This is a genomic window from Telluria sp. ZT3P26, assembly GCF_059686035.1.
Genome location: NZ_JCASII010000010.1, coordinates 12,163 through 31,219, shown reverse-complemented (window position 1 = coordinate 31,219; position 19,057 = coordinate 12,163). Strand labels below are relative to the sequence as shown.

The 19,057-nt window shown below is 64.4% G+C and carries 16 protein-coding genes; 5 read left to right on the top strand and 11 right to left on the bottom strand.

The window, feature by feature from the left end; genetic code table 11:
• Positions 1-247: 247 nt before the first annotated feature.
• From secF to queA, 5 genes are all read right to left on the bottom strand, one after another.
• Positions 248-1,270, bottom strand: coding sequence for a protein translocase subunit SecF (gene secF, locus AC56LN_RS22310; protein WP_499574765.1), 1,023 nt, complete (start codon positions 1,268-1,270; stop codon positions 248-250).
• 16 nt (positions 1,271-1,286) lie between these two features.
• Complete coding sequence (gene secD / locus AC56LN_RS22305; RefSeq protein WP_499574764.1) at positions 1,287-3,161, bottom strand: protein translocase subunit SecD; 1,875 nt, start codon at positions 3,159-3,161, stop codon at positions 1,287-1,289.
• Between the two features lie 58 nt (positions 3,162-3,219).
• On the bottom strand, positions 3,220-3,552 hold the full coding sequence (yajC, locus tag AC56LN_RS22300) for a preprotein translocase subunit YajC (protein WP_183555984.1): 333 nt from the start codon (positions 3,550-3,552) through the stop codon (positions 3,220-3,222).
• 180 nt (positions 3,553-3,732) lie between these two features.
• A complete protein-coding gene (tgt, locus tag AC56LN_RS22295; protein ID WP_482896517.1) occupies positions 3,733-4,872 on the bottom strand; it encodes a tRNA guanosine(34) transglycosylase Tgt in 1,140 nt (379 codons plus the stop codon).
• A gap of 12 nt (positions 4,873-4,884) precedes the next feature.
• Complete coding sequence (gene queA, locus AC56LN_RS22290) at positions 4,885-5,907, bottom strand: tRNA preQ1(34) S-adenosylmethionine ribosyltransferase-isomerase QueA (RefSeq protein ID WP_332533507.1); 1,023 nt, start codon at positions 5,905-5,907, stop codon at positions 4,885-4,887.
• Positions 5,908-6,025: 118 nt separating this feature from the next.
• Between queA and recG the strand changes: the two genes are divergently transcribed.
• On the top strand, positions 6,026-8,086 hold the full coding sequence (gene recG / locus AC56LN_RS22285; RefSeq protein ID WP_499574763.1) for an ATP-dependent DNA helicase RecG: 2,061 nt from the start codon (positions 6,026-6,028) through the stop codon (positions 8,084-8,086).
• On the opposite strand, the gene AC56LN_RS22280 is transcribed toward recG, so the two are convergent.
• Positions 8,083-8,826 carry an NYN domain-containing protein gene (locus AC56LN_RS22280; protein ID WP_499574762.1) on the bottom strand — a complete coding sequence of 248 codons (744 nt, stop codon included), beginning with the start codon at positions 8,824-8,826 and terminating at the stop codon, positions 8,083-8,085. The two genes, recG and AC56LN_RS22280, sit on opposite strands and share 4 nt — an antisense overlap.
• 209 nt (positions 8,827-9,035) lie before the next feature.
• On the opposite strand from AC56LN_RS22280, the gene AC56LN_RS22275 reads away from it, so the two are divergent.
• Positions 9,036-9,794, top strand: a complete 759-nt coding sequence (locus AC56LN_RS22275; RefSeq protein WP_499574761.1) for a hypothetical protein — start codon at positions 9,036-9,038, stop codon at positions 9,792-9,794.
• Positions 9,795-9,808: 14 nt separating this feature from the next.
• Here AC56LN_RS22275 and AC56LN_RS22270 read toward each other — a convergent pair whose 3' ends face one another.
• Genes AC56LN_RS22270 through pyrC form a run of 4 tightly spaced genes read right to left on the bottom strand, consistent with a single transcriptional unit; the run spans position 9,809 to position 13,132 of the window.
• Positions 9,809-10,204 carry a 50S ribosome-binding protein YggL gene (locus AC56LN_RS22270; protein ID WP_499574760.1) on the bottom strand — a complete coding sequence of 132 codons (396 nt, stop codon included), beginning with the start codon at positions 10,202-10,204 and terminating at the stop codon, positions 9,809-9,811.
• Positions 10,205-10,256: 52 nt separating this feature from the next.
• Positions 10,257-11,258, bottom strand: coding sequence for a Gfo/Idh/MocA family protein (locus AC56LN_RS22265; protein ID WP_499574759.1), 1,002 nt, complete (start codon positions 11,256-11,258; stop codon positions 10,257-10,259).
• Positions 11,259-11,273: 15 nt separating this feature from the next.
• Entirely contained in the window at positions 11,274-12,077 is an 804-nt protein-coding gene (locus AC56LN_RS22260) for a DUF3025 domain-containing protein (protein ID WP_499574758.1), read from the bottom strand.
• 5 nt (positions 12,078-12,082) lie between these two features.
• The gene (gene pyrC / locus AC56LN_RS22255) at positions 12,083-13,132 is read right to left on the bottom strand and encodes a dihydroorotase (RefSeq protein ID WP_499574757.1); all 1,050 of its coding nucleotides are present in this window, start codon (positions 13,130-13,132) and stop codon (positions 12,083-12,085) included.
• 252 nt (positions 13,133-13,384) lie between these two features.
• On the opposite strand from pyrC, the gene AC56LN_RS22250 reads away from it, so the two are divergent.
• The 3 genes from AC56LN_RS22250 (at position 13,385) to AC56LN_RS22240 (ending at position 17,124) form a co-directional block, all read left to right on the top strand.
• Positions 13,385-14,653 (top strand): dicarboxylate/amino acid:cation symporter, encoded by a 1,269-nt coding sequence (locus tag AC56LN_RS22250; protein WP_482896526.1) that lies wholly within the window; start codon positions 13,385-13,387, stop codon positions 14,651-14,653.
• 82 nt (positions 14,654-14,735) lie between these two features.
• Complete coding sequence (locus tag AC56LN_RS22245) at positions 14,736-16,019, top strand: metal-dependent hydrolase family protein (RefSeq protein ID WP_499574756.1); 1,284 nt, start codon at positions 14,736-14,738, stop codon at positions 16,017-16,019.
• A gap of 31 nt (positions 16,020-16,050) precedes the next feature.
• Positions 16,051-17,124, top strand: coding sequence for a type II asparaginase (locus tag AC56LN_RS22240; RefSeq protein WP_499574755.1), 1,074 nt, complete (start codon positions 16,051-16,053; stop codon positions 17,122-17,124).
• A gap of 47 nt (positions 17,125-17,171) precedes the next feature.
• On the opposite strand, the gene AC56LN_RS22235 is transcribed toward AC56LN_RS22240, so the two are convergent.
• Positions 17,172-19,031: an ABCB family ABC transporter ATP-binding protein/permease gene (locus AC56LN_RS22235; protein ID WP_499574754.1), complete on the bottom strand. Its 1,860-nt coding sequence runs from the start codon at positions 19,029-19,031 to the stop codon at positions 17,172-17,174.
• Positions 19,032-19,057 lie beyond the last annotated feature (26 nt).

Sequence of the window (19,057 nt, the reverse complement as noted above, 5' to 3'; positions counted from 1 at the left end):
CGGGGCGCGCACCTGTTTGGTGAAGATCAGGGCTTCGGCCAGCTACCTGACTGTCGAGATCGTGTCCGAATGTCAGACCTGACCCCCGCTTTTTTGCAGGGAAAGCAGGGCAAAAAAAACCCGCGCCGTTGCCGGAGCGGGTGAAGTCCAAAACTAGGGATGTCCTGAAAGAGACAGTTCCACTATAAATACGGGCACATCGCGGCTCCGTGCGTTGACACACACAAAGCCGCAATCGTGCAATTGGTCAGACGACGGCGCCGTCGGTGTCGTCTTTCTCTTTGACCGGCTTGATCAGGTCTTCACGCTTGACGCCCAGCCACATCGCCACTGCTGCCGCCACGAACACCGACGAGTAGATACCGAAGAGAATGCCGATGGCCAGTGCGATCGCGAAGTAGTGCAGCGCGTAGCCGCCGAAGAACAACATCGACAAGACCATCATCAGCGTCGAGCCGTGTGTGATGATCGTGCGCGAGATCGTGCTGGTGATCGCGTGGTCGATCACTTCCGGCACACTCATGCGGCGCTGCTTGCGGAACATCTCGCGGATCCGGTCGAAGATGACGACCGATTCGTTGACCGAGTAGCCCAGCACCGCCAGCGTTGCCGCCAGCACCGTCAGCGAGAATTCCCACTGGAAGAACGCGAAGAAGCCCAGGATGATGACCACGTCGTGCAGATTGGCGACCACGGCGGCGACAGCGAATTTCCATTCGAAGCGGATCGCCAGGTAGACCACGATGCCCAGGATGACCATCAGCAGCGCGTTCAGGCCGTTCTGGGCCAGCTCCTCGCCGACCGACGGGCCGACGAACTGCACCTGCTGCAGGCTGATCAGCTCTTGCCCGCCTGGCGCGACGCAGCTGGTACGGTTAAGCACGTCGCCCTTGTCGGTGGTGGTTTGCGTCTGCTTGGTCGTGCCCTGCTCGTCGCGGCAGATGGCGTTGAACACGGCCGTCGAGCTGCTCGCCGCCGGCGCGCCTTCGACGATCGGCAGGCGCAGCATGATGTCCTGCGCGGTGCCGAAGCTGGCCACCTCAGGGTGCGAATAGCCCATGCCGCGCAGCGTGTTGCGGATCTTTTCCTGGTCCGCCGCTTTCGGATACAGCAGCTCCATCACCGTGCCGCCCGTGAACTCCACCGAGAAGTTCAGAGGCTTGGTGATCAGGAAGAACACCGCCGCCACGAATGTGACCACCGAGATCGCATTGAGGACCAGGGCGTGGCGCATGAACGGGATGTCCCGTTTGATCTTGAAAAATTCCATTGTCGTATCCCGGTGCTTACTTCTTGTTAGGCGTCATGCCAGGCTGCCAGACCGTGCCGATCGAAATCTTCGTCAGCTTCTTCTGGCGGCCGTACCACAGGTTGGCGAAACCACGTGCCACGACCACGGCCGAGAACATCGAGGTCAGGATGCCCAGGCAGTGGACCACGGCGAAGCCGCGCACCGGGCCGGAACCGAAGATCAGGAGCGCCAGGCCGACGATCAGCGTCGTCACGTTGGAGTCGACGATGGTGTCCCACGCATGCTTGGAACCGGCCGAAATCGCCGCCTGCGGCGTCGCGCCGGCACGCAGCTCTTCGCGGATACGTTCATTCACCAGCACGTTCGAGTCAATTGCCACACCCAGGGCCAGCGCAATTGCCGCGATACCCGGCAGGGTCAGCGTGATTTGCAGCAACGACAACAGGGCCAGCAGGAACAGCACGTTGGCCGCCAGTGCCAGCGCCGAGAACACGCCGAACAGGTGGTAGTAGATGACCATGAAGATCGCGATCGCCACGAAGCCCCAGATGGTCGAGTGCAGGCCGCGTTCGATGTTCTCGGCGCCCAGTTGCGGGCCGATCACGCGTTCTTCGACGAATTCCATCGGCGCCGACAGCGCGCCCGAGCGCAGCAGCAGTGCCAATTCGTTGGCGTCCTGCGAGGTGCCCATATTGGTGATCTGGAAGGTCGAACCCAGTTCGCTCTGGATGGTCGGGGCCGACAGCACGTTGTAGACGCCCTTTTCTTTCAGCAGGATCGCCATGCGCTTGCCGACGTTTTCACGCGTGGCCAGGCGGATGCGGCGGCCGCCGTCGCCGTTCAGGTCGAGCGAAACGGCAGGCTGCTGGTTCTGGTCGAAGCTGGCGGTGGCGCTCGAAATCGATTCGCCGGTCAGGATGATGTCGCGCGAGACAACGATCGGTGCGCCGCGGCCTTCGGTGAACAGTTCGGAGTTCAGCGGAATCGCTGCCGACAGCTCGGTGCCCGGGGTCACGGTGGTATCGACCATGCGCAGTTCGAGCGTGGCGGTGCGGCCGATGATGTCTTTCGCGCGCGCGACGTCCTGCACACCTGGCAGCTGGACCACGATGCGGTCGGCGCCCTGCTGCTGGATGATCGGCTCGGTGGTGCCCAGTTCATTGATACGCTTGGACAGCGTCATGATGTTCTGCTTGATGCCGTCTTCGACCGAGCGCTTGATGGCGTCGGGCTTCAGGCTCACGACCAGCTTCATGTCGGCGCCATCGGCAGCATCGGCAAAGGCCAGCTCGCTCGACTGCGCGGCCAGCACATTGCGCGCGTTGCTGCGGGTGGCGGCGTCGCGGAAGCGCACTTCGATGGTGTCGCGCACGCGCTCGATGCCGCTGTGGCGCACGTTCTTGTCACGCAGATTGCTGCGCACGCTCGACTGCAGGGCCTTGACCTTGTTGTCGAGGACCGCCTTGGTGTCGACCTGCAGCAGGAAGTGCACGCCACCGCGCAAGTCCAGGCCCAGGCTCATCGGCGCTGCGCCAATGGCCGTCATCCAGGCCGGGGTGTTCTTCACCAGGTTGACGGTGACGATGTAATCGGGATTGGCAGGGTCGCGGTTCAGTTCGCGCTCCAAGGCCAGCTTGGCCTTGAACTGCTCTTCGGTACCGGCAAAGCGCGCGCGCACCGAGGTGGTATGGCCCGTGCCTTCGAGGGTGATACCGGTGGATGGAATGCCGGCACGCTTGAGCGCATCCGCAACCACGGTGGTGGAGGCACTCGTGATATTCAGGGTAGAACGGCCTGATGTGACCTGCAACGCCGGCGTTTCGCCGAAGTAGTTAGGCGCCGTGTACAAGGCGCCGAGCAACAGCGCAATGACGATCAGTAAGTATTTCCAGACGGGATAGCGATTCATAGTGTTCCGGCGTTCAGGTTAGGCAGTGCGGGTTGCCCCGCACGGCGCACAGCGAGGCTTACAGGGCTTTCAGCGTGCCTTTTGGCAGCAGCGTGGTCACCGAATTCTTTTGCACGGTGATTTCGGTGCCGACGGCAACTTCCAGCGTCACATAGGCTTCGGCCACTTTCGACACACGACCGACGATACCGCCGGCGGTCACGACTTCGTCGCCCTTGGCCAGTGCGTCCATCATGGCTTTCGCCTCTTTCTGGCGTTTTTGCTGAGGACGGATCATCAGGAAATACATGACCACGAACATCAGGATCAGCGGCAGGAAGGTCGTCAGGCTACCCATGATGCCGGCATCGGCGACAGGGGCAGTTTGCGCGTACGCGTTGGAAATGAACACAAGAACTCCGATGGTGAAGTTAAAAAAATAAGCGGTGTATTCTAGCATCGGCCAGAAGCCGCAAACCATATCCGGCAGTATGTCGTCTTGCTTTCAGGTATTGCAAGACAAACCGGTCGATTTTGCATGCAGACCCGACCGTCAATACCGCAAGATCGGGGCCGCAGGGTAAGCAAGTGCTTACACGCCGCGTCCGCGGTCGGCCGCGAACTTGACGCGGAAGGCCTGGAAACCGTCGGCGTCGATCGCGTCACGCATTTCCTGCATCAGATTGAGGTAGTAATGCAGGTTGTGGATCGTGTTCAGGCGCGCGCCCAGGATCTCGTTCGAGCGGTGCAGGTGGTGCAGGTACGCGCGCGAGAAATTCTGGCAGCAGTAGCAGGTGCAGCTCTCGTCGAGCGGCGCCATGTCTTCCTTGTAGCGCGCATTCTTGATCTTGACGTCGCCAAAGCGCGTAAACAGCCAGCCGTTGCGGGCGTTCCGGGTCGGCATCACGCAGTCGAACATGTCGACGCCGTTGGCCACGCCATCGACCAGGTCTTCCGGCGTGCCCACGCCCATCAGGTAGTGCGGCTTGTTCTCGGGCAGGCGCGGGCCGACGTGGGCCAGGATGCGCTTCATGTCTTCCTTCGGCTCACCGACCGACAGGCCGCCAATGGCCAGGCCCGGGAAGTTGATGTCTTCCAGGCCGGCGAGCGACTCGTCGCGCAGATGCTCGTACATGCCACCCTGGACGATGCCGAACAGCGCGTTCGGATTGCCGCCGCTCGTGAATTCATTCATCGAGCGCTGGGCCCAGCGCAGCGACATGCGCATCGATTTGGCTGCTTCGTCGGCGGTGGCCGGGCGGCCGTCGATTTCATACGGCGTGCATTCGTCGAACTGCATCACGATGTCCGAGTTCAGCGCGCGCTGGATCTGCATCGAAATCTCGGGCGACAGGAACAGTTTCGAACCGTCGATCGGCGAGGCGAACTTGACGCCCTCTTCCGTGATCTTGCGCATCGCACCCAGCGAAAACACCTGGAAGCCGCCCGAGTCGGTCAGGATCGGACCATCCCAGCCCATGAACTTGTGCAGGCCGCCGAACTTGTTCATCACGTCCACGCCCGGGCGCAGCCACAGGTGGAAGGTATTGCCCAGGATGATCTGCGAGCCGACGTCCTTCAGCTCGATCGGGTCCATCGCCTTGACCGAGCCGTAGGTACCGACCGGCATGAAGATCGGGGTTTCGATGGTGCCGTGATTCAGCTTCAGGCGGCCGCGGCGGGCATGCGACAGGCCGCTGGTGTCTTTTTTGAGCAGGGTAAATTCGAGCATGTGTTCTCTGACTTATCGTGAGGTGGTGCTCAAGAGCATGGCGTCGCCATAGCTGAAGAAGCGGTATTCGTTGGCGATCGCGTGCGCGTAGGCGGCGCGGATCGGCGCGTAGCCGGCAAAGGCCGACACCAGCATCAGGAGCGTCGACTTGGGCAAGTGGAAGTTGGTCACCAGGCGCGTGACGGTCTTGAAGGTGTAGCCGGGCGTGATGAACAGGGCCGTGTCGGCGCTGCCGGCAACCAGCTCACCGCTTTGCGAGGCCGATTCCAGCGCACGCAGGCTGGTCGTGCCGACAGCAATCACGTCGCGGCCTGCGGCCCGGGTGGCGCGCACCGCGTCCACCGTGTCTTGCGCGATCGTGTACCACTCGGTGTGCATCTTGTGTTCGCTGAGGTCTTCGACCCGCACCGGCTGGAAGGTGCCGGCGCCCACGTGCAGCGTGACGTAGGCGAAGTTCACGCCTTTCGCGGCCAGGCGATCGAGCAGCGGCTGGTCGAAGTGCAGGCCGGCCGTGGGCGCGGCCACGGCGCCCGGCTCTTTCGAGTACACGGTCTGATAACGCTGTTCGTCGAACTCGTCGGCCGTGTGCTCGATGTACGGCGGCAGCGGCAGCCGGCCGTGCGCTTCGATCAGGTCGAACACATCGCCTTCAAAGTGCAGCGTGAAGAATTCGCCGGCGCGCTCGCCTGCCGTCACATCGAAAGCGTCGGCCAGGCGGATGCGGTTGCCGGGCTTGGGCGACTTCGACGCGCGGACCTGGGCCAGTACCGTGCGGTTGTCGAGCACGCGCTCGACCAGCACCTCGACCTGGCCGCCGGATTCCTTGACGCCGAAGAAGCGCGCCTTGAGCACGCGGGTGTTGTTCATCACGAGCAGGTCGCCGGCCTGCAACTGGTCGACGATGTCGGCGAACTGGCGGTCGATGATCTGGTCGCCATCGAGGTGCAGCAGGCGCGACGCGCTACGGTCCGGCAGCGGCAATTGCGCGATGCGCTCGGGGGGCAGGTCGAAGTCGAAATCGGATAGCGAATACATGATGTTCAATTGGTTGGGCAAATCTCGGCAAATCAATGCTGCCAGCTTTACAATAGAGGCTTGAAGCGCATACGGCGAACCTTCTATTTTACGTCAGCAAGCGCCACTTTGCCGCAATATGCCCGCCCCTAAAACCACAACGCCCCCAAAAACGCTCGAAAGCAAGCTCGCCCGCCTCGGCCTGCGCACCGACATGGACCTGGTGCTGCACCTGCCGCTGCGCTACGAGGACGAGACCCAGATCATCACGATCCGGGATGCCTGCATGCGCGGCGGCCAAACCTGGCAGGTGGAAGGCGTCGTGACCAAGAACGAGATCTCGTTCAAGCCGCGCCGCCAGCTTCTCGTGACGATCGCCGACGCATCGGGCGACCTGCTGCTGCGCTTCATGAATTTCTACGGCAGCCAGGTCAAGCAGATGGCCGAAGGCGTGCGCATCCGCGCGCGGGGCGAACTCAAACACGGCTTCTTCGGCGCCGAGATGGTGCACCCGGGCTACAAGGTGGTCAACGAAGGCGCGCCCCTTCCCGCCTCGCTCACGCCCGTGTATCCGGCCGGCGAAGGCTTGTCGCAGACGGTGCTGCGGCGCGCGATCGCCGACGCGATGAAGCGCATCGACTGGGCCGACACCGTGCCGCCCGCGATCCGCAAGCGCATGGACCTGATGGACTTCGAGCCGGCCGTGAAGCTCTTGCACTACCCGCCGGCGGACGTCGACGAGCACGCGCTGATCGAGCGCTCGCATCCGGCCTGGGACCGCATGAAGTTCGACGAACTGCTGGCGCAGCAGTTGTCGCTGAAACGCGCGCAGCGTGCGCGCCGCGAAAAAGGCGCGCCGCCACTACGCGCGGTGGGCGAGCTGTCCGAAGGCTTCCTGGCCGGGCTGCCGTTTGCACTGACCGGCGCGCAGCAGCGCGTGGTCGAAGAGATCCGCGCCGACCTGCGCGCTGGCTACCCGATGCAGCGCCTGCTGCAGGGCGACGTCGGCAGCGGCAAGACAGTGGTCTCGGCGCTGGCCGCCGCGCAGGCGATCGACAGCGGCTACCAGGCGGCCCTGATGGCGCCGACCGAGATCCTGGCCGAACAGCACTTCCGCAAGATCGCGGCGTGGATGGAACCCCTCGGCGTGAAGGTCGCGTGGCTCACCGGCAGCCTGAAGAAAAAGGACAAGGCGGCGTCGAACGCGTTGATCGAATCGGGCGAGGCGAATCTGGTGATCGGCACGCACGCGCTGATCCAGGACTCGGTGCAGTTCGCGAAACTGGGCCTGGTGATCGTCGACGAGCAGCACCGCTTCGGCGTCGGCCAGCGCCTCACGCTGCGCAACAAGGGCAGCGACGGCCTGGTGCCGCACCAGCTGATGATGTCGGCCACGCCGATCCCGCGCACGCTGGCGATGACGTACTACGCCGACCTCGAAGTCTCGGTCATCGACGAACTGCCGCCGGGACGCAGCCCGATCGTCACGCGCGCCATCGACCAGAACCGCCGCGACGAAGTCGTCGAACGCGTGTATGCGGCAGCGCTCGAAGGCCGCCAGGTGTACTGGGTCTGCCCGCTGATCGAGGAATCCGAAGCGCTGCAATTGCAGACCGCGACCGAGACCTACGAAACGCTGGCCGAGTCGCTGCCCGACCTGCAGGTGGGGCTGGTGCATGGCCGCATGAAGCCGGCCGAGAAGCAGGAAGTGATGGACGCGTTCACGGCGGGCCAGGTGCACGTGCTGGTGGCGACGACCGTGATCGAAGTGGGCGTGGACGTGCCCAATGCATCGCTGATGGTGATCGAGCATGCGGAGCGGTTCGGCCTGTCGCAGCTGCACCAGTTGCGCGGGCGCGTGGGCCGCGGCTCGGCGGCGTCGGTGTGCCTGCTGCTGTACCAGTCGCCGCTGGGCCAGGTGGCCAAGCAGCGCCTGCTGACGATGCGCGAGACAACGGACGGCTTCGAGATCGCGCGGCGCGATCTGGAGATCCGCGGGCCCGGTGAATTCCTGGGCGCGCGCCAGTCAGGACAGGCGATGCTGCGCTTTGCCGACCTGGAAATCGACCAGTGGATGGTCGACCGGGCGCGCGACGTGGCGCAGTGGCTGCTCGATGGCGAGACGCCGGAGAAGATGGCGGTCGTCGATGCGCACCTGGCGCGCTGGCTGGGTGGGCGTGAAGAGTTCCTGAAAGTTTAGACGGCGCGCAGGATGGCAGGGGGCGCCAGCCCCACCCGGCAGTGCCCAAGGTCGCTTTGATGGACGCATAGCAGATCATAGGCATCCAGCATGGTGCGCAGGCTTTTGTAGCCATTCGCCGTGTGGCTGAACCCGGGACGTACTTGCCGCAGATGGTTGCCCAGCGCGCCAAGATCGACCCTGCCATCGGAAGCCGAATCGGCTAACAGACGCACTGCCTCCACGACGAATCGTGGCCTGCGCCTGACAGGCGCGGTGACCTTGTCGTCCATTACAACTGCCACCGCCCTGGGTGGCTCGACGACCTGCGCTGCGGCGGCCATCGCCTCATGAAACTGGTCGCATGCATGACGCAAGGCGGCAGGCGTTTTCTGCTCGCCAAATATATACACGCCCGCCCCGCGCTCCTGCAGTTTGCGGCACAAGCCGACAAAATCCGAGTCGCTCGTGACGATCACGAACTGGTTGGCGCGCCCGTCGAGCAGCATCTCCAATGCGTCCAGCGCCAGCGCGATATCGGCGGTGTTCTTCCCACCCACATACTGGAATTGCAGGCACGGCGCAAAGCCGTGGCGGATCAGCGCTTCCTGCCACTTGTTTGTCAACGAAGCCGCGTTACCGTAGCCGCGCCGCAGCACCACACGCCCAAGGGTCGATGCATGCTGCATCGCCTGATCGAGCACGCCGCTCTGCGCATTTTCGCAATCGACCAGTACCGCGACATTCCGTTCTGCAGACATGAGAATTCCCGTTAGGCAACAGCTTGACTCTAGCAGGATATTGACGACGGGCGGGTGAGATTTCCCGTCTGGGCGCTTACCGTGTTGTACAAACGCACTGTGACAATCCGTTAGAAATTTGCGCCCTGTTTGCGGCTATCTTGGCTGAGTTGCAACGCCCTGTCCGGGGCAGTTGCGCCTCTCATTCACCATTCAATACGGAACCTGGCATGCCTATCGTCGGACTCGGACTGCACTTTCTGATCGCGCTGTTCTTCGCGGTCCATGCGCTGCGCAACGGGCGCCAGATGTACTGGCTGCTGATCCTGTTTTCGTTCCCGGTCCTGGGCAGCCTGGCTTATTTCGTGGCCGAATACCTGCCAGCGTCGCGCCTTCAGCGCCAGGGCCGCATCGCCACCCGTGCGCTGCAGAAGACCATCGATCCGGGGCGTGACGTGCGCGAAGCGCGGCGCGCGTTCGACCTGACGCCGACGGCCCATAACCAGATGCACCTGGCCGCCGCCCTGCTGGGTGCGGGCCAGTCCGAGGAAGCGGTCCAGCATTACGATGCGTGCCTGCGCGGGCCCTTTGCGGGCGATCCGGAAGTGGTGCTGGGCGCCGCGCGCGCCAATGCGGCGCATGGCCAGCCGGCCGCAGCGATTGCGCTGCTCGCGTCGCTGCAAACCAGGCAGCCGGGCTTTCGCGCCGATGAGGTCGGGCTGGCATTAGGGTGCGCGTATGCCGCGAACAATCAGCAGCTTGAAGCAGGCGTGCAGTTCGAGTCAGTGGTGGAGCGCTTCGGCAGCATCGATGCGCGCGTCGAACTGGCGCTGTGGGCCATTGCCAACGGCAGGAACGATGTGGCACAGCGCGAGCTGCAAGAAATCGCGCATGCGCGCAAGCACATGGCAAAGCACACGCGGGACCTGCATCGCGAGTTGTTCAGGCGGCTGGATGGGGCGATCGCATCGACGCCACCAGCCACCTGACCCGGAACATACCTTTATTGGGTACGATCATGCCCATGCTGGGTTCCGCCGTGCCATCCATCGACCAATGCATGAACACTGACATTGGCCACCTCTGGCCGGGCACGTAACCACTGCGCAACGGCCTCGCGATCGTCTTCGCTCGGCGAGCCGCGCTCCATGGCAGTGATGACGCCGGATGTTTCAGTGAGCGGGAAGCGCCCGCCGAAACCACCACCGAGCAAACCACGTCCCTCGAGGAATCCGAACAGGCCATCAGTGAAGCCGTAGTAGGAATCGACATCGATCGGCTCACTGAACGTCAGCTCGACATCGAAGACATATTCGGTGAATTCGCCAACGCGCAGCTTCTTGCGTTGACGTTGATTGAGGCGCCGTACACGGGCGGTGGAGCGAGCATCGCGTTTCATGGTGTCCTTGTTGTTTGTCGATCTGACCCGAAGTGGTTGACAGCGCCAGGCATCATGCGGGCACGCGCACCCGGTCCGCCTCGTAACGCAAGCCGATCTGGCGCCGGATCTCGTCCATCACGCCCATCAGCGCCAGCGTTTCGCGCTGCGTCATTACCGGGCTTTCCAGCAAACCGGCCTGCCAGCAGCGCTGCGCTTCGATCGCTTCGTGCACATAGCCGTTGCCCTGATACGGCGTGTCGATCGTGCGCGAGGTGCCATCGTCAAGCGTGACCGTGACCGAGGTCGCGCAGTGGAAGCGCGTGTTCATGCGCACATGGCCACGCTCGCCCGCCACCGTCAGTTCGGCCGGCGTGCGCGCCAGCAGCGAGCAGCTGCACACCGACATGCCGCCGCCTTCGTGCTTGAGCGTGAAGCCCGTCTGCACGTCGACGCCGGTCGGGCCCATCTCGGCCTGGGCGCGGATTTCCGTCACCGGGCCAAGCAGGCCCGCAGCGATCGACAGCGGATAGATGCCCAGGTCGAGCAGCGCGCCGCCGCCCAGCGCGGGATTGAACACGCGGTGCTCAGGGCCGAACGTGGCGGCGAACCCGAAGTCGGCCACCACCTGGCGCGGCGTGCCGATTTCACCGGACGCCAGGATGCGCTGGACTTCCTGGTAGGCCGGCAGGTAGCGCGTCCACATGGCCTCCATCAGGAACAGGCGCCTGGTGCGCGCGAGCGTGACGACCTGCTCGGCTTCGCGCAGGTTCATCGTGAACGGCTTCTCGCACAACACGCCCTTGCCGGCGCGCAGGGCCATCGACGCATTCTCGACGTGCTGCGGGTGCGGCGTGCCGATGTAGACCAGGTCGATGTCCGGGTTCGCGGCCAGGGCCTCGTACGAGCCGTAGCTGGCCAGTGCGCCGAATTCGTGGCCGAACGCGTCGGCCGTTTCCTGGCTGCGTGACGCCACGCCCGCCAGCACCGCACCCGGCACGTCCTTGAGTGCAGTGGCAAAAGCACGGGCAATCTTGCCCGTGCCGAGGATTCCCCAACGTACCGCTTCAGCCATGCACATTCTCCTTGGTTAGTCCGTCCGGCGTGGACGGAACACGGTGGTATCACGATAAAAATCGGCGTCCTGCCCCGGCCACCAGCCCGGCACGCCCAGCACCTGCAGCGGTGTGAAGCCCGCTGCGGCCCCGTTGCTCGCCAGGCCTTCGCCGGCCAGGGCATCCGCCACCTCGCGGTCGATCCAGGCGCGGCGCGCAGCCGGCGCCAGCGCGAAGTACGCGTCATCCACGAACACGACACGCGTGTGCGCGGTGATCGCCTTGCGCGGCGTGACCAGCTTCTCCATCAGCGCGTGGCCGAACAGCCAGACCTCGGCGTCGCGGCCGAACAGGGCGCGCCCGTCGTGCAGCGCTTCGAGCCAGCGGTGCGCGCGCAGGTCGTCCACCAGCGCGCGCCCGGCAGCCGTACCCCGCACCACCAGCAGCGCCGCGTTTTCGTCGAAGATCGTGGCGGCGTCGCGCGCCGGTCCACGCGACTTGCCCACGCCGGCCTGCGCGATCTGCGCCGCCTGAAGCGTGTTCAGGGCGCGTTTGATACCCGGGAACGTCAGCCACACCAGCGCATTGAAAAAGTCGTGCAGATTGTCGCGCGTGGGCACCTGCCCCGTCGCGCCGATGAATGCCTCGTACGCGGTACCGTCGGGCAGGCTCGCTTGCGGCACGAAGCGCAGCGGCTGGCCGGCGCCGTTGCGCAGGTCCAGCGTGCGCGCCGCGACGTTGAAGGCGTCGATGAAGGCGTCAGGCGGCGGCGCGGCGCGCTCGAAGGCCGGGCGCACCGTGTCGTACCACGGCTGCGCCCAGTCGATCGGCGGCAGCATCGGTGTTACAGCATCTTCCAGTTGATGGTCTCGCCCGCATTGAGCGGCACCAGCTGGTGTTCGGCCATCGGCACCGATGCGGGCAAGGTCCAGGCTTCGCGCTTGAGCGTGATCGTGCCTTCGTTGCGTGGCAGGTTGTAGAACGCCGGGCCGTTGAAGCTGGCGAACGCCTCCAGCTGGTCGAGCGCGCCGGCCTGGGCGAAGGCTTCGGTATACATCTCCATTGCGTGCAGCGCCGTGTAGCAGCCCGCGCAGCCGCAGGCGGCGTACTTGGTGTGCAACGCGTGCGGCGCCGAGTCGGTGCCCAGGAAGAAGCGCTCGTCGCCGCTGGTGGCTGCGGTGACCAGCGCCAGGCGGTGTTCTTCGCGCTTGAGCACCGGCAGGCAGTAGAAGTCAGGGCGGATGCCGCCCTTGAACAGCTCATTGCGGTTGTACAGCAGGTGGTGCGCGGTGATGGTGGCCGCGATCGGGCCTTCAGCTTCGGCCACGTACTGGGCCGCATCCCTGGTGGTGATGTGCTCGAACACGACCGGCAGGGCCGGCATGTCGCGGCGCAGCGGGCGCATGACGCGCTCGATGAACACGGCTTCGCGGTCGAACAGGTCGATGTCGCTATTGGTGACTTCGCCGTGCACCAGCAGCGGCATGCCGATTTCCTGCATCACTTCGAGCGTCTTGTAGCACTTGGTCAGGTCGGTCACACCTGCGTCGGAATTGGTCGTGGCGCCGGCCGGGTACAGCTTGACGGCGTGGATGAAGCCGGTGTCCTGCGCGCGGCGGATTTCGTCCGGGTTGGTATTGTCGGTCAGGTACAGCGTCATCAGGGGCTCGAACTGCACGCCCTCGGGCAGCGCAGCCAGGATCCGGGCGCGGTAGTCCAGCGCCATCGCGGTGGTGGTGACGGGCGGGCGCAGGTTCGGCATCACGATCGCGCGCGCGAATTGGCGCGCGCTGTGCGGCAGCACGCTGGCCATGGCCGCGCCGTCGCGCAGGTGCAGGTGCCAGTCGTCTGGACGGGTGATGGTGATGGTGTCAGGGATTTCGATGGTGGACATGGCGGCTCTCGGAAAACGGATGGCGTATTTTACCTGTGCCGGGGCGTCCTGGATCACCGCGCAACATGGGCGAGGACGCACGCGACGGCATGCTTGACAGCACCAACAGCGGCTAGGATACTGCGGAACTTGCCATAATCTTCAGAACTAACTGGTCTTTCGGTCCTCGACAGCCAGCCACTGCCCGAACAATTCACCAGCGACAGCGCCGTTGCCGCGGGTGTCGCACAGGTCCAAAAGACAGGAAGCTTTATGAACAATCGAAACCGCCTGACCACTTATATTCTGATCGCGCTGGTGGTCGGTATTCTGGTCGGCTATCTGGTCAACACCAATTCAGATACGGCCGGGGCGCAAAGCTTCTCCGACACGATGTCGCTGATCACGACGCTGTTCCTTCGCCTGATCAAGATGATCATCGCGCCGCTGGTGTTTGCCACCCTGGTGGTCGGCATCGCCAAGATGGGCGACGCCAAGGAAGTCGGCCGCATCGGCGTCAAGGCGCTGGGCTGGTTCTTCATCGCCTCGCTCATCTCGCTGTCGCTGGGCCTGATCCTGGTGAACCTGTTCCGTCCCGGTGACGCGCTGTTCGCTGCCGGCATGATGCCGCCAGTCGATGCCACTTCGGGCATTACCACCAGCGGCCTGACGATGAAGGACTTCATCACCCACCTGGTGCCAACCTCCATTGTCGACGGCATGGCCCGTAACGAGATCCTGCAGATCGTCGTGTTCTCGGTGTTCTTCGGCACCGCTGCCGCTGCCGTCGGCGCGCGCGCCACGCCGATGATCGACGCCATCGACGGCGTCGCCCACGTCATGCTCAAGCTGACCGGCTACGTGATGAACTTCGCACCGATCGCCGTGCTGGCCGCTGTCTCGGGCATCATCGCCAAGAGCGGCCTGGGCGTGCTGTCGACCTACGGCATCTTCATGGCCCAGTTCTACTTCGGTATTGCGCTGTTGTGGGTGGTGTTGATCGGCATCGGCATGATCTTCGTCGGCCCGCGCATCCTGCGCCTGATCGCCGAGCTGCGCGGCCCGACCCTGCTGGCCTTCTCGACCGCATCGTCCGAGGCGGCGTTCCCGAAAACCCTGGAAGGCCTGGAGCGCTTCGGCGTCAAGAACCGCCTGGCCTCGTTCGTGCTGCCGATCGGTTACTCGTTCAACCTCGATGGCTCGATGATGTACTGCACCTTCGCCGCCGTCTTCATCGCCCAGGCCTACGGCATCGAGCTGTCGATGAGCACCCAGATCACGATGATGCTGGTGCTGATGCTGACCTCCAAGGGCATGGCCGGCGTGCCGCGCGCATCGCTGGTCGTGATCGCCGCCACGCTGAACCAGTTCGACATCCCCGAAGCCGGTCTGCTGCTGCTGCTGGCGATCGACCACTTCCTGGACATGGCCCGCTCGGCCACCAACGTCATCGGCAACGGCATCGCCACCGCCGTCGTTGCCAAGTGGGAGGGCGAGCTCGGGGAGCCGAACGCCGAACCCGCCATTTCACCGCTGCGCTAGGCGCGGCGGGCATTGCCTGATACCGGAAGGCCTTCCAGAGATGGAGGGCCTTTTTTTTCATGAAAATAACGAGGGACAAACGATGAAAACCATGATGGCCGCCGGCATGCTGCTGGCCTTGAACAGCGCGCACGCCGCCACCCAGACAGTCGATTGCGGCCGCCTGCTGGACGTGCAGCAAGGCACCTGGCGCGAACGCGTCAGCATCGTCATCGAGAACGGCAGCATCGTCTCGGTCGGCCCCATGACCGGCGCGGCCGGCAACATCGACCTGTCGCGCCACGCCTGCCTGCCCGGCCTGATCGACATGCACGTGCACCTGACCAGCGAGACCCAGCCGGCAGTCGACGCCTACCGCGACCGCCTCACGGCCAACCCGGCCGACATGGCTTACCGCTCGATCAGGTTTGCCGAACGCACGCTGATGGCGGGCTTCACGACGGTGCGCGACCTGGGCGCGGCGGATGACCTGAACATCGCGCTCAAGCGGGCGATCGCCGCCGGCGACGTGCCGGGCCCGCGCATGTTCACGGCCGGTAAATCGCTGGCCACCACGGGTGGTCACGCCGATCCGACCAACAACCTGTCGCACTTCCTGAACGAGAAGATCGGCACGCCCGGCCCGGTCGAGGGTGTGCTCAACAGCCCCGAAGAAGCGCGCCAGGCCGTGCGCCAGCGCTACAAGGACGGCGCGGACCTGATCAAGGTGACGGCCACCGGCGGTGTGCTGAGCCAGGCCGCCAGCGGCCAGAACTCGCAGTACACCGAGGACGAACTGCGCGCCGTCGTCACGACCGCGAAGGATTACGGCTTTCGCGTGGCGGCCCACGCCCACGGCGCCGAAGGCATGAAGCGCGCGCTGCGCGCCGGCGTCGACTCAATCGAGCATGGCACGCTGATGGACGACGAGGTCATCACGCTCTTCAGGAAGACCGGCGGCTGGTACGTGCCGACCATCTCGGCCGGCCGCTACGTGGCGGACAAGGCCAAGGTGCCGAACTACTACTCGGCGCTGGTGCAGCCGAAAGCCGCAGCGATCGGGCCGCAACTGCAGGCCACGTTTGCCCGCGCCCACAAGGCCGGCGTGAAGATCGCGTTCGGCACCGATGCCGGCGTGTTCCCGCATGGCGAGAATGCGAAGGAATTCGGCTACATGGTCGAAGGGGGCATGACGCCGATCGACGCGATCCGCGCCGCCACCATCAATGCGGCCGTGCTGCTGGACCAGCCCAAGCGCCTGGGCGCGATCGCGCCGGGGTTCGCGGCCGACATCATCGCGGTCGAGGGCGACCCGCTCAAGGACGTCAAGCTGCTCGAGCAGGTCAAGTTCGTGATGAAGGATGGCGTCGTCTTTAAAAAGCTGTAAGCTGCCGGGTTTATAAAACCCGGAGACCTTCATGCTGTTCCCGCGATCTGCCCACGCCGCCCTGTGCGGCGTTCTGTTTTTGTTTGCGGCCGCCGTCCAGGCCCAGACCGCCAAGCTGCCGAACGTGACGATCCTCGCCACCGGCGGCACCATCGCCGGAACGGGCGCCAGCAGCACGACGACGGTCGGCTATACCGCTGCCACCGTCGGCGTGCAATCGCTGATTGCAGCCGTGCCCGAGATCACGAAGGTGGCCAACGTCACCGGCGAACAGGTATTCCAGATCGCCAGTGAAAACATCAGCGATGCGCAGTGGCTGCAACTGGCAAAGCGGGTCAATGTGCTGCTGGCGCAGAGCAGCGTCGATGGCATCGTCATCACGCACGGGACCGACACGCTGGAAGAGACGGCATATTTTTTGAACCTGGTCGTCAAGAGCAGGAAGCCGGTGGTGGTGGTGGGTTCGATGCGGCCCTCGACGGCGCTGTCGGCCGACGGCCCGATCAACCTGTACAACGCGGTGCGCCTGGCGGGCACGCCTGAAGCGGCCGGCCGCGGCGTGCTGGTGGCGATGAATGACCAGATCCACGCGGCGCGCGACGTCACCAAGGCCAATACGACGACGGCGGACACCTTCCGCACGACGGAGCTAGGCATGATCGGCTACATCCAGGGCGGCAAGCCGTTCTTCTATCGCGACGTGATGCGCAAGCACACGGTCGATACCGAATTCGATCTGACCAGGGTCGATGCGCTGCCGCAGGTGGACGTGGCGTACGCGTATGCGAACGTGGGCGACGTGGCGGTCAATGCGCTGGTGGCGGCCGGCGCCAAGGGCCTGGTGCACGCGGGTGTCGGCAACGGCAGCCTGCCTGCCAAAACGAAGCCGGCGCTGGTGGCGGCACGTGCCAAGGGCGTCATCGTCGTGCGCGCGAGCCGCGTCGGCCAGGGCATCGTGGCGCGCAATGGCGAAGCCAATGACGACCAGCTGGACTTCGTGGTGGCCGATACGCTCAGCCCCCAGAAGGCGCGGATCCTGTTGATGCTGGCGTTGACCAGGACGACCAGCACGCAGGAGATTCAACGGATGTTCTATACGTATTGAGGCACTGCTGGCGGGACGCGTGGACGGCGGAGCCGTCCACCCTACGCCTATTTACCCGTTACCACCTGCTCGAAGGCGTCCGGCACCAGCGGCGGCGAGGCCACATCCTCATCCGGCCGTGCCAGTTGCCGGTCCCACATCTGCGCATACAGGCCGCGCGCGGCCAGCAGCGCGCCGTGCGTGCCGCGCTCGACGATCTTGCCGTGATCGAGCACGATGATCTGCTGCGCGTCGGCGATCGTCGACAGGCGGTGCGCGATCACCAGCGTCGTGCGGTTCTTTGCAATCTCTTTCAACTGCGCCTGGATTGCCTGCTCGGCGCGCGAGTCGAGCGCCGACGTGGCTTCGTCGAAAATCAGCAGCGCCGGGTCTTTCAGCAGCGTGCGCGCGATTGCCACGCGCTGCTTCTCGCCACCCGACAGTTTCAGGCCCCGCTCACCCACCATGCTCTGATAGCCATCCGGCAGGCTTTCGATGAAGTCGTGGATCGATGCCGCGCGCGCAGCCGCCACGATATCGTCGTGGCTGGCGCCGGGCCGGCCATACGCAATGTTGTATTCGATCGTGTCGTTGAACAGCACCGTGTCCTGCGGGACGATGCCAATCGCCGCGCGCAGCGAAGACTGGGTGATGTCACGCAGGTCCTGGCCATCGATCCTGATCGCGCCGCCGTTCACGTCATAGAAGCGAAACAGCAGGCGTGACAGCGTGGACTTGCCCGAGCCGCTGTGGCCCACCACCGCCGTCGTGGTACCGGCGGCAATGGTGAAGTCGACATCGAACAGGATCTGGCGCTTGGTCTCGTAGCTGAATTCCACGTGGGAGAACTCGACCTGCGCGCCCTTGATGACCAGCGGCAGCGCCTTGGGGCCATCAGCCACTTCGCGGTTCTGGTCGAGCAGGCCAAACAGGCGCTCCATGTCGGCCAGGCTTTGCTTGATCTCGCGGTAGATCACGCCCAGGAAGTTCAGCGGCATGTACAGCTGGATCATGAAGGTATTGACCAGCACCAGGTCGCCCAGGCTCATGGTGCCGTTGATGACGCCCTGCGTGGCGCGCCACAGGATCAGCGTGACGGCGGTGGCGATGATCAGCGACTGGCCCGTGTTCAGGACCGACAGCGAAGTCTGCGAGCGCACGCCGGCGTTCTCGTAGTTCTTCAGGCCCTCGTCGTAGCGTTTGGCTTCGTAGTCTTCGTTGCCGAAGTATTTCACCGTCTCGTAATTGAGCAGCGAGTCGATCGCCTTGGTACTGGCCTTCGATTCGAGGTCGTTCATCGTGCGCCGGAAGTGCGTGCGCCATTCGGTGACCACCACGGTGAAGGTGATGTACGAGGCCAGTGCCACAGCGGTGATGATGCTGAACCAGATATCGTAATTCAGTATCAGGTAGCCCAGCACCAGCGTGATCTCGACCAGCGTCGGCAGGATGTTGAAGAGCGAGTACGAGATCAGCGAGTTCACGCCGCGCGTGCCACGCTCGATGTCGCGCGTCATGCCGCCCGTCTGGCGGTTCAGGTGAAAGCGCAGCGACAGCGCGTGCAGGTGACGGAACACGCGCAGCGCGATGGTGCGCACGGCGCGCTGCGTCACGCGCGCGAACAGAAATTCGCGCAGCTCGGTGAAGACGGTCATCGACAGCCGCAGCAGGCCGTAGGCAATCAGCACGCCGACCGGCAGCACCATCAGCGCGTGCGGGTGCGCAGGATCGATGGCCAGGCCGTCGATCAGCCGCTTGAGCACCAGCGGCACGCCGACGTTGGCCATCTTGGCCGCGACCAGCGCGCCCATGGCGGCCAGCACGCGCCACTTGTAGACCCACAGGTACGGGAACAGGGTCTTGAGCGTGGCCCAGTCGTTGCGGGGAATGCCGGTAGGGTCCGGCGGAAGTGAGGTATTGCGGCGCATGGGGAGACTTTTGTGGTTCAATTCGG